Raw genomic sequence first — 13374 nt, forward strand, 5'->3', positions numbered from 1 at the left:
TTAATGCTAACGGTTCCACGCACAATTTGCCTTGGATTTCTGGCAGTGATTGCGGTGGGAACACTGCTCCTATGCTTGCCTTGGTCCACCACTCATGGCCAGTGGAATCCCTTGGTCATTGCTTTATTTACCGCCACATCGGCAGTTTGTGTAACGGGTCACATCATTGTTGATACGGCCACCCATTTTTCCCCCTTTGGTCAGTGTGTGATTCTGCTGCTCATTCAGATAGGGGGCTTGGGCTACATGACGGCCACGACGTTCTTGATTATTTTGTTAGGACAAAAGTTTAATCTGCGGCAAAAAATTGCGGTGCAGCAAGCGTTGGATCGAAGGGGACTACAAGGGGCACGTCAACTCGTGCGCTCCATCTTGGGGGTAACCTTTCTTTTTGAACTGACGGGGGCTTTATTTCTATGGTTGATTTTCCGCCAAGAGTATCGCGATCGCCACGCGCTGTGGCTGGCGGTCTTTCACAGCGTTAGTGCGTGGAACAATGCTGGGTTTAGTCTCTTTAGCGACAACTTGGTCAAGTATCAAACCTCCGTGCCTTTGAATTTGGTCATTTCACTGCTAATCATTTTCGGGGGCATTGGCTATGAGGTGATTTTTGAGTTTTACCTTTGGCTGCGGGAGCATTTGCGCCACTGGGGCAAGCCCGCCTACTTGATCCGCAGGGCAAGTCAAATGAGCTTTAGCTTGAATTTCAAGATTGTTACCAGTACCACAGCAATCCTGCTGATTTTGGGCACCGTCATGCTCCTATTCACGGAGATGCGATCGCCAGAGCGATTTGGTCAATTTTCCTTTGATCAAAAACTGCTCTTGGCATGGTTTCAGTCCGTCACGGCGCGAACGGCAGGGTTTAATACCGTCAACATCGGTGAATTTAGCAATAGTGGGCTATTTATTTTGATTGCCCTGATGTTTATCGGCGGCAGTCCCGGCGGCACCGCCGGCGGCATTAAAACAACCACCTTGCGGATTCTGGCAGGGATTACCAAGTCGGCCCTCCAAGGCAAAGAGGTGGTGCTGCTCTACCGCCGCCAAGTGCCTCCCTCCCTGATCATGAAAGCGGTGGCGGTGGCCTTTGGCTCCATGTTTACCGTCCTAGTTTCAACCACCCTGATTGCGATCGCCGACCCTCAGCAGAACTTTATCAACATTCTCTTTGAGGCCGTCTCCGCCTTTGGCACCGTTGGTCTTTCAACCGGCATTACCGCCAATCTGTCGGTTTTTTCCAAGCTGGTGTTGATTGTAACTATGTACATTGGCCGTGTGGGGATTCTGCTGCTGATGGCCGCTATCGTGGGCGATCCCCAGCCTTCCAATGTGCAATACCCAGAGGAAAATCTCTTGGTTGGTTAGGGGGCTGCATACTCCGCAATGGCGGCAGCCATCTCTTGAGTGCCCACCGGTTCTTGGCCGGGAGCGGCCAAATCGTAGGTGACGTATCGCCCTTCTGCAATGACTTTTTCCACCGCGGCTTGCAGACGGCGGGCTGCTGCCATTTCGCCTAGGTGTTGCAGCATCAACACCCCCGAAAGAATCAAGGCGGTGGGGTTGGCTTTGTTTTGGCCTGCGTATTTAGGGGCGGAACCGTGAATCGCTTCAAAAACCGCGTATTCATCACCGATGTTGGCGCCGGGAGCCACCCCCAGGCCGCCGATCATGCCGGCACACAGGTCGGAAAGAATGTCGCCGTAGAGGTTGGGCATCACCATCACATCGTAGAGTTCTGGCTTCTGCATTAACTGCATGCACATGTTATCCACGATGCGATCCTCAAAGGCAATCTCAGGGTAACGGCCGGCAACTTCACGGGCACGTTCGAGGAAAAGGCCATCGGTAAACTTCATGATATTGGCTTTGTGAACTGCCGTCACTTTCTTGCGATCGTTGGCGTTAGCATATTTGAAGGCAAACTCAACAATGCGATCGCTTCCCCTGACGGAAATCGGCTTGACGCCAATGGCCGCATCCTCCGGAATCGGCTTACCCGCTAGATCGCTCAAAAAAGCGCGGGCTTGAGCTGCTTCAGGACTGGTGTACTCAAACTCAATCCCCGCGTAGAGGTCTTCGGTATTCTCGCGCACAATGACAAGGTCAATGTTTTGAAAATAGCTTTTCACCCCCACAATGGATTTAGCAGGCCGCAGGTTCGCATAGAGATTGAGCCGCTTGCGGATCTCGACATTCACAGAACGAAAGCCAGTCCCCACAGGCGTGGTAATCGGTCCTTTGAGGGCCGTTTTTGTGCTTTTGATGGCATCGAGAACGTGTTCGGGCAAGGGGGTACCGTAGCGTTCCATCATGTCCACGCCGGCATCCACCACCACCCAGTCAATTTTGACGCCCGTGGCATCAATGGCAGTGCGAGCCGCTGCGGCAACCTCAGGACCAATACCGTCACCGCGAATTAAGGTAACAGCGTGAGACACGAGTGCTCTCTCCCTATGCAGAACTTCAAGACAGAGGTACTAGGAGGGTATGATGCAGCTAAATTAGCTTCACCGTGCGTAGGGTGTGAAACAAAATTGCCGCTAAGGCGATCGCGCCCCCCACAATAGCAAGGTACAAAACAAGTCCCATCGTTTTTCTCCTCAACGTGCAGTCGTTTGCCTTGGGATGACAAACACCCTAGGCCGTGCCTACAAAACTAACATCACTAAAGCGTTTTTGTGCCTCACTGACAGGAAGATTTTTCCCTTCCTCTTGCCAGTAGTTAATGATTTCGGTGGCACGGTTGAGAAGTTCAATGCGCTCGGCTTCCGTAATCCAAGATTTTTTCTCTAACTCTGCCTTAAGAAGTTCCCAAGCATCGGTGCGCGGCCAAAAAAAGTAGGAGGTGAGGGGGCTTGTCCCTTTGCCAACAATTTGATCGACAGCGATCGCCACGTCTTTTTCTAACCAAAGCACTCTCAGGGTAAAGCGGGACAATTCCAACCTCCTAAAACTCGTTTTTGACAAAAGTCCATCCTTTATAATAACCAATCAGGCCAACGGCATACAAGTTTCTGGAGAGCTACAGTTGAGTACCCCCTGTGCCTGTGTCTTTTTTGATATTGATGGGGTGATTCGCGATGTCAGTCGTTCCTATCGCCGTGCCCTCGCCGATACCGTTGAGCATTTTACGGGGGGTGCCTATCGTCCCAGTCAAAAGGAAATTGACGACCTCAAGGCAGAAGGCTGTTGGAATAATGACTGGGAAGGGTCGCGTGAACTCATTTATCGCTACTTTGAGCGCCAAGGAAAAGACCGCGCCCAAGTGCCCTTGGACTACGAACGTCTGGTGATCTTTTTTGAGGAGCGCTATAGCGGCCAAAATTGGTCTGGCTATATTCAAGATGAACCGCTGCTGGTGGATATGGCCTACTTTCAAGCCCTCGATCAGGCCCAGATCCGCTGGGGGTTTGTTAGTGGTGCCACGCGGGACTCAGCAGAATATGTCTTGAAACGCCGCTTAGGTCTAGACCGCCTCCTGTTGATTGCCATGGAAGATGCCCCCGGCAAACCCGACCCCACAGGACTCCGAATGGCCTACCGTCAGGCTACGGATCAAGAAACGATTCCCGCCTTTTATGTGGGGGATACGGTGGCGGATATGCAAACCGTGGTCAATGCGCGCAAAGAACAGGCACTAACCCCGTGGATTGCCCTTGGGGTCATTCCTCCCCATGTCAAGCTGGAAGACCGGCAACGCTACGGCGATCGCCTGCGCGCAGCAGGAGCCAGTGCTGTCTTTGCGCAAACCCGCGACATTACCCCAGCGGTGGTGGCAGTGTTCTTAGCACAATTGGCCGACCGCGACTGAAACTGCGGGCAATGAGATCACAGCGTTCATTGCCGACATCACCACAATGGGCAGGCACGTGGTGCCACTGCACTAAGGAATCGTTGAGGGCATCTAAGGCCTGCCAGAGATCTTGGTTAAGAACAGGCTTATTGGCTGCAGTTTTCCAGCCCCGCCGTTTCCAGTGGTGGATCCACTCGGTAATGCCTTTGAGGACATACTCGCTGTCGGTGTAAAGGGCGATCGCCCTCCCCGGTGCCAGTTGGCGCCATGCTTTGAGAGCTTCAATGGCCGCCTGCAATTCCATGCGATTATTCGTGGTGGCGGGGTGGTGTCCCCCTAGTTCTTGCACAGAGCCATCCGCAAAGTAAATGACCACGCCCCAACCCCCTGGTCCCGGATTGCCTTCGCAGGCACCATCGGTATAGATGGCATGAATGTGGGTCATGAGTCTCGATACTCTCCAAATGCTGCAAATAAAAAAGGGTGGCCAGAACACCACCCTGCAAACAAATGAATACCAAAGACTACTTGATGCTGACTTTGGCGCCGGCTTCCTCCAGTTCTTTCTTGGCCGCTTCGGCGTCTTCTTTGGTGACTCCTTCTTTCACGGGTTTGGGTGTCGATTCCACCACTTCCTTGGCTTCCTTGAGACCCAAGCCGGTCAAGGAACGCACTACTTTCAGCACGGCAATCTTCTTGTCGGCGGGGACTTCTTCGAGAATCACATCGAAAGCAGTCTTCTCTTCGACCTCTTCTGCGGGAGCAGCCGCCGCACCACCGGCCACCGGAGCGGCAACGACCATTCCGCCAACAGGCGCAGCGGCACTGACGCCAAAGGCCTCTTCAATTTGCTTGACCAGCTCGGCGGCTTCCAGCAGGGTCAAGGATTTCAACTTCTCGAGAATTTCATCGGTTGCAGCAGACATAGTGAACTCCTATTACGTCAAAGTTACAAAATGAAAACAGATGGCTTCCCAAAGGAAACCGAAAGCAGGATCGATCTAAGCCGCGCCTTTGTCGGCGATCGCCTGTGTTGCCCGCGCCAAGGAAGCGGGAACCTCCTTGATGCCAATGGCAATCTTCGCTGTGACGGCATTGAGGGCACCGGCAATCTGCGCCATGAGTTGTTCTTTGGAGGGCAGATCACCAATGGCCTTTACTTGCGCTTCGTCAAGGGCACGTCCCTCCATGACCCCACCGCGGAGGGTGGTTTTTTTCGTGGCCTTTTGGAATTCTTGGTAGGCCTTGATTGTACCCCCAATATCATCCTTGACCAAGAGGAACGCCGAAGGTCCCTTGAGGAATTGGGTCATGGGTTGCCAAGTGTCACTGTCTTTGACCGCCAATTCCATCAGCGTATTTTTCGTGACCTTGCAACTGGTATTGCACTTGCGCAAGCGTTGTCGCAAATCCTTCATCTCAGCATCGGTGAGACCTTGGTAGTCAATCACCAGTGCCATTTGTGACTCGCTCAGGCGTTCCTTTAGCTCCGCCACAATTTCTTTTTTGTTTGCTAGCGTGCGTCCCACGCACATCACCTCCTGTAGTCAGTGAAAGAAAAACCCCAGCAGTGGTGCCGGGGCGATCGCCCAATCCCAATGGATGGACTTCGCAAACCTCGGCAGGAAGATTATGTCTAAGCCAGACCCCTGCGGTCTTCGGTTTCCGTCTTGAGTTGTCAGGTATTGGGCAATAGGCAAGTCTTCCTTAGGCGGCTTCGGCCAGTTTTAGCTCCTGCAGGGCATTGATGTCCACCTGAATGCTCGGCCCCATCGTTGCAGCCACATAGACACTGCGCCAGTAGCGACCCTTGGCACCACTCGGGCGGTTGCGGTCAATGCTCTCTTGCAGTGCCTTGAGGTTCACCAGCAGGTCTTCGGCGCTGAAGCTGGCTTTGCCAAAGAGCACATGGACAATGCCGCTGCGATCGGCGCGGAATTCCACTTTCCCTGCTTTGAACTCCTGAATGGCTTGGGACAGATCAAAGGTCACTGTCCCGGCTTTGGGGGAGGGCATTAGCCCCCGCGGACCAAGAATCCGCCCCACCTTGGCCACTTGGGGCATCATATCGGGAGTGGCAATGAGCAGATCAAAGTCCATCCGCCCCTTTTGAATTTCGTCAATGAGTTCCTCTGAACCCACCACATCGGCACCGGCGGCATTGGCTTCCGTCACCTTTTCCCCGCGGGCAATCACGGCCACCCGAATGGTTTGACCGGTGCCTTTGGGAAGAGCCACGGTGGCCCGCAACTGCTGATCTGTATATTTGGGATCAATGCCCAAGCGGATGTGGGCTTCTGCCGATTCGGGAAACTTGGCCGTGGCCGTTTCCTTGAGCAGTTGCAAGGCCTCTAGGGGAGCGTAGGGACGATCCTCTACCTTGGCATAGAGTTCGCGCAGTCGTCGCGAGAGTTTACGCATCAGAATTTACCTCCACGGGGTACCAACGAAACGAAGTTTCTCCCCCAACACAACAAGGGATTCAACAGGAACACACTCAGAAAGCTTTAGTCGGTAATGGTCACGCCCATATTGCGAGCAGTGCCTTCGATAATCCGCATGGCCGCTTCAATGTCGTTGGCATTGAGATCCGGCATTTTCTTCTCGGCAATTTCCCGCAGTTGGGCACGGGTGATGCTGCCCACTTTTTTCTTGTTGGGTTCGCCAGAGCCTTTTTCAATGCCGGCAGCTTTTTGAATCAGCACGGAAGCGGGTGGGGTTTTCAGAACAAAGGTGAAACTACGATCTTCATAGACCGAGATTTCAACAGGAACCACCATCCCCACCTGATCGGCGGTGCGAGCATTGTACTCTTTGCAGAACATCATGATGTTCACACCGTGCTGACCAAGGGCCGGACCAATGGGGGGGGCAGGGTTGGCTTTACCCGCTTGAATGGCAAGCTTGATAACTGCGACGACCTTTTTCGCCATAGTGAGTTAGCGTCCTAATCTACTTTTTCCACTTGAGTCACTTCGAGTTCGACCGGGGTTTCGCGGCCAAAAATCGAGAGTAATGCTTTCAGTTTGCTGCGCTCAGCACTGACTTCAATTACCTCTCCCTCAAAGTCCCTAAAAGGACCACTGAGAACTTTGATTTTATCACCAGTGTTGAGATCAATGCGGTGAACCGGTTCTTGTTCTTGGGCTTTGCGGAAGATGCGATCCACTTCGGCCGGACTCAGGGGCATGGGCTTAACGTGACCGCGTCCCCGGCCTGTACTGCGGCGTTGCTCGGCACCGACAAAGTTAATCACATTGGGGGTGTTTTTAATCACCTGCCAAGCTTCATCATCAATTTGCCATTCACCTGTTTCGGGCGACTGCTGTGCTCGCACTTGAACAAGAACATAACCGGGAAAAACTTTTTCCTCAATGGTTTGCCGCGAGCCATCTTTCTTGATTTTGATGACGGGGGTTTGGGGAATTTCAATGCGAAAGATGCGATCGGCCACATCTAACGTATGGAGCCGCTGCTCGATGGTGCTTTTCACTTTTTTTTCGCAGCCAGAGGCCACTTGCACGGCATACCAAAACCGTTTGACCTTGCCGGCCTGATCCCCTTCAGCCACTTCAACGGTGTCGTCAAGAGGATCGCTTAGATAAGAATGATCAGTAAATTCACTCACCATAGGCGCGTACTCGTAGAAGTCTTTGGCTGTCTAGAAAATCAGTGTGGCCAGCCAGCGAAAAAGTTCATCCACTAGGTAGATGACAGCAGCTGAAAGGGAAACGATGAGAATTACTGCCGCAGATTCGCCAATCAGACGCTGGCGATCGGGCCACACCACTTTGCTGAGTTCTTCCTTGGTTTCGCGGAAAAACTCGGTTGGATTAAAGCCACTAGTGGGTTTTTCGCCTTCGGTACTCTTGGTCACGGCGGCACTCCTTGAGGCGGGGGCAGCCCGTTGCTACCCGTTTAATTCAGCGCGATTTATTATCATAGCAGGTTTCTTCTCTTTGGGAAATCCCGATGTTTGATTGCTTGCGATCGCGCACCCTCACGACCGCCATGGGTGAGGTGGCCTATGTCACCAATGAGTTGACCGCTGCCCGTGACTGCCCGCCTCTATTTTTTTGGCATGGCTTTGGCGGTGGCTCCAGCCACTATGAGTGGTCAGCAGTTTATCCGGCCTTTGCCGCTGAGTATCCCTTTTTTGCTTTGGATTTGCCGGGGTGGGGCGCCTCTGAGCATCGCGATCAATCCTATACGGTGGCGGGGTATGTGGATCACTTGCTAGAGTGCCTTGACCGGTTGACAACTGAACCGGCGGTGGTGATCACCTCTTCGCTGACGGCAGCCTTTGCCATCCAAGGGGCGATCGCCCATCCCCAACGCTTCCGTGGCCTCATTCTCACTTGTCCGACGGGATTGAGTGATTTTGAGCAAGACTACCGTCAGACCCCCCTTGCCCAGATTGCCCGCCAGCCCTATGTGGATACAGTCTTTTATCGCCTTGGGGTGGCCAATTCCCTGAGTGTGCAGTCCTTTATGGCTAATCAACAATTTGCGCGACCGAGCCGCATCAGCCCCGAAATGGTTGCCACCTATACCGAAGTGGCGCAGTCAGGGGGGGCAGAATTTGCGGTACTGGCCTTTGTGCGGGGTGATCTCTGCTGCGATCTCAGTCGCTTTTTGCCCCACCTAACAGTGCCGACCTATATTGTTTGGGGAGAACAGGCAAAGCTCCCCCCTGTGGCCGTCGGACAGCGCTTGGCACGGTTAAATCCTGAGGCGATTCGCGCCTTTGAGGTGATTCCGGAGGTGGGACTCACCCCCCAGTTGGAGTCTCCTGCTTTAATGATCGCCTTGATCGATCGCTACCTTGGCCAGTTGCTGGCCTCCCCTTGAGGCGATGCCTTAACGCTGGGCATTGGCCGTGGCGGGTAGGGTTGTGCCATAGACACGGGGGCGATCGCCCTGAGCCAATTGGGTGCTGCCTTGAGTATCCACCGCCCAGATCGTGGCTTTGGGGTTCCCCATGGTTTGGGTTTGAAAGAGCACTCGCTGCGGATCCGTGCTGCTCCAGCCTAGGAGGGTGGCAAAGTCATATTCATCCGCCGTGGGATAAACCGTAGCCACATGACCCACCCCCGCCTGCCAAATCCAGGCACTGTCACTAATTAAATCAGTGGCAAACAAGCCGCCAAGCTGGCGCACCAAGAGACGATTGCCCGTTTCTGACCAACCGACAGGCACCAGTACGGCAATCAAACCTTGGCCTTGGGGTACCTCTGCCAAAAATTCACGGGGCATTTCCTTGAGGCTCTCAATCCGCTGCTGGTTGCCGGTCTGGCGATCGCGAATTTCAAGAATGCTCACTAGTTGTTGCCGCTGTGCCTCGGGATGAGCCGTAAAGTAGAGGGTGGCCTGTGCCACATAGCGGCCATCGGGAGAGACGTATTGGGGGGTTTGTTGAGTGAAGCGGAGAGATTTCTTAGCTTTTAGGGCAGCGGTATGGCCGTCGTCAATCCATTTCCAAGGAAGCGGGAAGGGACTCTGGAGGGGATCCGTCACCACAGTTTCTACGGGTTGATCGGGGGTGGGCGATCGCTGAGCTTGAGCTGGGGTCATAGGGGCAATTGCGAGGGCGGTCAGCATCCCACAGACTGAGGAGGTCAAAAAGCCCCGCCACGGCTCAAATCGGGTTACCATGAGGTCACTCCTCTGAAATAAAATTTGCTTGTTTTATTGACAGTTTGGTTAAACAAATGATGACGGCTCCTCACACCTCTAGCATAGCAATTGGCCTAGGCCGATCGCGCCAAAATTAACGAAGTTTTATGCTCTTGACAGAATTAGTCAAAAAATCTCGCAACTATTTGCATTCATTGGCAGTCATTGAGATCCACGACCAGTGGCTTCCCCTCAGCTCACCCTCGCTGAAAGATGCCGGCACGGCTCCCCATCGGTTGAATAGTCAAGGTCATCTGGCTTGGCCCAAGGGGCAGCAATCCCTCTGGTTGGGACAGCGGATCGCGGTGCCGGAGACCGTTCAAGGCTACCGTGTGGCGGGCTTAGTCCTCCGCCTTGACCTCACGTGGTGGGCCGATCGCGCCACGGTGTATGTCAACGGGCAGGCGGTACATCAGGGGGATTTGTTTGATCATTCCGTCAGTCTCTGCCTAGGGGAGGCGGTGACCCCCGGCCAAAGCTGGGAGGTGGTATTGCACCTGATCAGTCCTGCCCATGATGAGGGTGCTTTGGTGAGATCGGCTCTGCGGTTTGAATCGCCAACGGGAATTGATCCCGACTTTGTGGCCACCGAGCTGGAGATTCTAGAAATCTTTGCCGAAACGCTTAACCTCCAACCCCTTGAACCCCTCCTCAAAGAAGGTCTAGACACCCAAGGGCAGCGCTCCATCCTCGATCCGTTGCTGGCGGAGATCCACGAGAAAATGCAGGCGATCGCCACCCCCTTGGGGGATTTCACGATGCACCTCTGTGGCCATGCCCATCTAGACTTGGCTTGGCTGTGGCCGATCGCCGAAACATGGCAAGTGGCACAGTTCACTTTTAGATCTGTATTGCAGCTTAAGGAGTGCTATCCCGAACTCACCTTTACCCATTCCACCCCTGCCCTCTACGCCTATTTGCAAACCCATGTCCCGCCACTGTTTGGCCAGATTCAGGAGGCGGTGGCGGCCGGTTGGTGGGAGGTGGCGGCAGGCCTGTGGGTAGAAGCGGAACTCAATCTCATTGACGGCGAGGCCATTGCCCGCCAGATTCTCTATGGTCAGCAGTATGTACAGCAGGCCTTTGGTGAGATTAGTCCCATTGCTTGGTTGCCTGATACCTTTGGCTTTCCGGAACGGCTCCCCAGCTTCTTGGCCCAAGGGGGAATTCGCTACTTTGTTACCCAAAAATTGCGCTGGAATGACACCACGCGCTTTCCCTACAGCTGGTTTGTTTGGCAAGATGTGGCAGGGGCTGAGGTACATGCCTTGATGTCGGCGCCCATAGGTGAGGGTATTGATCCGGTGAAGATGGCGGCCTACGCCCAACAGTGGTGGCAAGAAACGGGATCCCGGCGCAGTCTGTGGCTTCCCGGTGTCGGGGATCATGGCGGTGGACCAACCGCAGACATGCTAGAACGAGTACGACGCTGGCAACGCCTTGGCGGTATTGGTCCGCAGTGGCAGTGGACAACGGTGCGGCAGTATCTAGAGCAGTTAACTCAGGAAACCCCCCCAACCGACCGCTGGCAAGGGGAGCTGTACTTGGAATTCCATCGCGGTTGCTACACCACTCACGGTGATCAGAAGGCGGCCCACGATCGCGCCCAACGGCAACTGCAAGAGGCGGAACGCTGGTGTGCCCTGGCGGCAATCACGACTTCTTTTGCCTACCCCAGAGAAGAACTCAAAGCCTGTTGGCAGCAACTGCTCTTTAACCAGTTTCACGATATTTTGCCCGGCTCCTCGATTCCAGAGGTCTATGCCGAGGTGAATGCGACATGGCAAGAACTCTTGACAAAAACGGCAGCCTTCCTTGATGCAGCACAAACGGCGCTGTGTGACTCAATCAACTACGGGGAACCGCCCGTGGCAGGTGCTATTCCTGTGGTTATTTTCAACGGCGAGGTGGGCGATCGCGCCGGGGTGATCCACATTGACTTGGCGCAGCTACCGCAGGGGATTCCCTCTTGGCGGGTGTATTGTCCCCAGGGCAACTACGATCTCCCTGCCCAGTTGAATCCTCCCCAAGGTTGCTTGACATTTTGGACCCCGGAGGTGCCGGGGATCGGCTACACCCTGCTGTGGCTTTGCCCCCAATCGCGTCCGGATCCCTTACCCATCCCCCCTTTAGGCTATGTTTTGGAAAATAACTATCTCCACGTTGAAATTCATCCAACCACCGGGGAAATCACCAATCTGTATGACAAGCTAAATCATCGTCCCTGCTTGGGCGATCGCGGCAATCAACTGCAATTTTTCCAAGATCAGGGGCAATACTGGGATGCTTGGAACATTGACCCTCACTACAGCCAGCACCCCCTGCCGGGGGCAACCCTAGAGGCCATTGAATGGGTCACCTGGCATCAACTGGAACAGCGGCTGCGGGTCAAGTGGCGCTTTCAGGCTTCCCAGATTCAGCAGGAATATGTGTTGCAGTACCAAACCCCTTGGCTGCGCATTGATACGACGATTGATTGGCAGGAGGAGCATATTCTCCTCAAGGCAGCTTTTCCCTTGGCAATTCGGGCTGAGCAGATGACCTGTGAAACCCCCGGCGGCGTCACGGTGCGACCCACCCTGCCCAATCCCCACCTGAGTCCCCACGAGCAAGCGAAGTGGGAGGTGCCGTTTCTCACGTGGGTGGATTTAAGCACCCCAGAGTATGGGGTGAGTCTTTTGAGCAACGGTAAGCACGGCCTGGATGCCCAGCCTCATCAACTGCGATTGACACTGTTGCGATCGCCCACTTGGCCCGATCCCAAAAGCGATCGGGGTCAGCACCGCTTTAGCTATGGCGTGTTTCCCCACAGGGGTTCCTGGCAAGCAGCCGCTGTTTCGCAGCAGGCAGCTCGGTTTAACCACCCCCTCAGGGTGGCGATCGCCCACCGTGGCGCTAGGCCGGTTGCCCCTGCCCCCTTGCCGCCCCAGGCTCAGCTTCTCCATTGGTCGGATGCCCGCATTCGCTGTCTTGCCCTCAAACAATCAGAGGACGGGCAGGGGTGGCAATTGCGAGTGGCTGAAGTCGTTGGCGAAGGGGGCACCTTAGAACTGCACTCAACGCTAATCCCGTGGCACATCAAAGCGCCACAAACCCTCCTAGAAACGCCCGCAGGGGGTGCAAACGCAGTGACCCTTAGCCGCTGGCAAATTCAAACATTTCGGCTGTATCCCTAGAAAGGCACTTCATCCAAATTAATCTCTTCAGGTTCGGGCGGTGGCGGTGCCACCTTGGGTGTAACAGGTGTTGTGACGGTGGGGGTAACCATTGGAGTTGTGGCAGGCTGTGCGGGATGATCTACAAGATTGCCCTCGACGGTGTAGAAGCGGCTCACCACCAACTCGGCGCGTTTTTCCTTGAAGCCCTCGGGGCGGTCAATGGTGTCCATTTTTAACCGACCTTCTAGGATCAGGCGATCGCCGACTTTGCATTCTGCCTGCATTTTTTGTCCCAAATTGCCCCATGCCACTGTCCGCAGGGTCATGGGTGGCTCTTCACTGCGCAGGCTGGCAAACTGCACCACCATCGTCGCCACCGCCATCTGAGTGTCTTGGGTATAGCGCAGCTCTGGGGCTTGAATGACTTCCGCAAAGAGGACACAACTATTCATCCGCTGGGCTTCCAACAGTTCACGTTGCTTCCAGTATAGTCCCAACGGCTGCCGCCACACTGCCACAGGATGAATCAAGGGCAATCGGCCTCTCAGTGGCACAGATGGGTATAGCCAATTGTATTTTTATACTACCATATAGTTAATTAAACAGATTTGCAGAGGATATAGTTATGGCACGGGTGGTTGTCCTTGGGGCTGGGATCGGCGGCTTGTCTACCTGAAAAGTGCCGCAGTGCTGGTGAAGCGGCAGACGACCAGCGGGAGGAATTACTCAATTTCAGCTTGTTGC

Annotated in this window: 15 protein-coding genes and 1 other annotated feature; of the genes, 4 read left to right on the forward strand and 11 right to left on the reverse strand. The window is 54.4% G+C overall.

The window, feature by feature from the left end:
- Window positions 1-3: 3 nt before the first annotated feature.
- Entirely contained in the window at window positions 4-1368 is a 1365-nt protein-coding gene (locus ACK4IR_RS02230; protein ID WP_409871988.1) for a TrkH family potassium uptake protein, read from the forward strand.
- On the opposite strand, the gene ACK4IR_RS02235 is transcribed toward ACK4IR_RS02230, so the two are convergent.
- On the reverse strand, window positions 1365-2441 hold the full coding sequence (locus ACK4IR_RS02235) for an isocitrate/isopropylmalate dehydrogenase family protein (RefSeq protein ID WP_409871990.1): 1077 nt from the start codon (window positions 2439-2441) through the stop codon (window positions 1365-1367). The genes ACK4IR_RS02230 and ACK4IR_RS02235 overlap by 4 nt on opposite strands.
- A gap of 199 nt (window positions 2442-2640) precedes the next feature.
- Window positions 2641-2970, reverse strand: coding sequence for a 30S ribosomal protein PSRP-3 (locus ACK4IR_RS02240; RefSeq protein ID WP_409871993.1), 330 nt, complete (start codon window positions 2968-2970; stop codon window positions 2641-2643).
- A gap of 61 nt (window positions 2971-3031) precedes the next feature.
- Between ACK4IR_RS02240 and ACK4IR_RS02245 the strand changes: the two genes are divergently transcribed.
- Complete coding sequence (locus tag ACK4IR_RS02245) at window positions 3032-3814, forward strand: TIGR01548 family HAD-type hydrolase (RefSeq protein ID WP_409871996.1); 783 nt, start codon at window positions 3032-3034, stop codon at window positions 3812-3814.
- Here the strand turns inward: ACK4IR_RS02245 and rnhA are convergent.
- From rnhA to secE, 7 genes are all read right to left on the reverse strand, one after another.
- Window positions 3762-4241, reverse strand: coding sequence for a ribonuclease HI (rnhA, locus tag ACK4IR_RS02250; protein WP_409871999.1), 480 nt, complete (start codon window positions 4239-4241; stop codon window positions 3762-3764). The genes ACK4IR_RS02245 and rnhA overlap by 53 nt on opposite strands.
- A gap of 79 nt (window positions 4242-4320) precedes the next feature.
- Entirely contained in the window at window positions 4321-4722 is a 402-nt protein-coding gene (rplL, locus tag ACK4IR_RS02255; protein ID WP_409872001.1) for a 50S ribosomal protein L7/L12, read from the reverse strand.
- 75 nt (window positions 4723-4797) lie between these two features.
- A complete protein-coding gene (rplJ, locus tag ACK4IR_RS02260) occupies window positions 4798-5325 on the reverse strand; it encodes a 50S ribosomal protein L10 (RefSeq protein WP_409872004.1) in 528 nt (175 codons plus the stop codon).
- An 18-nt stretch (window positions 5326-5343) separates the two neighbouring features.
- Window positions 5344-5476: a sequence feature (ribosomal protein L10 leader region), on the reverse strand.
- Window positions 5477-5503: 27 nt separating this feature from the next.
- Complete coding sequence (gene rplA / locus ACK4IR_RS02265; RefSeq protein ID WP_409872035.1) at window positions 5504-6220, reverse strand: 50S ribosomal protein L1; 717 nt, start codon at window positions 6218-6220, stop codon at window positions 5504-5506.
- An 83-nt stretch (window positions 6221-6303) separates the two neighbouring features.
- Entirely contained in the window at window positions 6304-6729 is a 426-nt protein-coding gene (gene rplK / locus ACK4IR_RS02270) for a 50S ribosomal protein L11 (RefSeq protein WP_011056150.1), read from the reverse strand.
- Between the two features lie 14 nt (window positions 6730-6743).
- The gene (gene nusG / locus ACK4IR_RS02275) at window positions 6744-7427 is read right to left on the reverse strand and encodes a transcription termination/antitermination protein NusG (RefSeq protein WP_409872007.1); all 684 of its coding nucleotides are present in this window, start codon (window positions 7425-7427) and stop codon (window positions 6744-6746) included.
- A 30-nt stretch (window positions 7428-7457) separates the two neighbouring features.
- Window positions 7458-7673 carry a preprotein translocase subunit SecE gene (gene secE / locus ACK4IR_RS02280; RefSeq protein WP_409872010.1) on the reverse strand — a complete coding sequence of 72 codons (216 nt, stop codon included), beginning with the start codon at window positions 7671-7673 and terminating at the stop codon, window positions 7458-7460.
- Between the two features lie 95 nt (window positions 7674-7768).
- On the opposite strand from secE, the gene ACK4IR_RS02285 reads away from it, so the two are divergent.
- The gene (locus ACK4IR_RS02285) at window positions 7769-8647 is read left to right on the forward strand and encodes an alpha/beta fold hydrolase (protein ID WP_409872013.1); all 879 of its coding nucleotides are present in this window, start codon (window positions 7769-7771) and stop codon (window positions 8645-8647) included.
- A gap of 9 nt (window positions 8648-8656) precedes the next feature.
- On the opposite strand, the gene ACK4IR_RS02290 is transcribed toward ACK4IR_RS02285, so the two are convergent.
- Window positions 8657-9451 (reverse strand): hypothetical protein, encoded by a 795-nt coding sequence (locus ACK4IR_RS02290; protein WP_409872015.1) that lies wholly within the window; start codon window positions 9449-9451, stop codon window positions 8657-8659.
- A gap of 128 nt (window positions 9452-9579) precedes the next feature.
- On the opposite strand from ACK4IR_RS02290, the gene ACK4IR_RS02295 reads away from it, so the two are divergent.
- Window positions 9580-12648: an alpha-mannosidase gene (locus tag ACK4IR_RS02295; RefSeq protein WP_409872018.1), complete on the forward strand. Its 3069-nt coding sequence runs from the start codon at window positions 9580-9582 to the stop codon at window positions 12646-12648.
- Here ACK4IR_RS02295 and ACK4IR_RS02300 read toward each other — a convergent pair.
- Complete coding sequence (locus tag ACK4IR_RS02300) at window positions 12645-13082, reverse strand: single-stranded DNA-binding protein (protein WP_409872037.1); 438 nt, start codon at window positions 13080-13082, stop codon at window positions 12645-12647. The genes ACK4IR_RS02295 and ACK4IR_RS02300 overlap by 4 nt on opposite strands.
- Window positions 13083-13374: the final 292 nt, after the last annotated feature.

Source organism: Thermosynechococcus sp. (assembly GCF_046299635.1).
In the GTDB taxonomy this organism is placed as follows: domain Bacteria; phylum Cyanobacteriota; class Cyanobacteriia; order Thermosynechococcales; family Thermosynechococcaceae; genus Thermosynechococcus.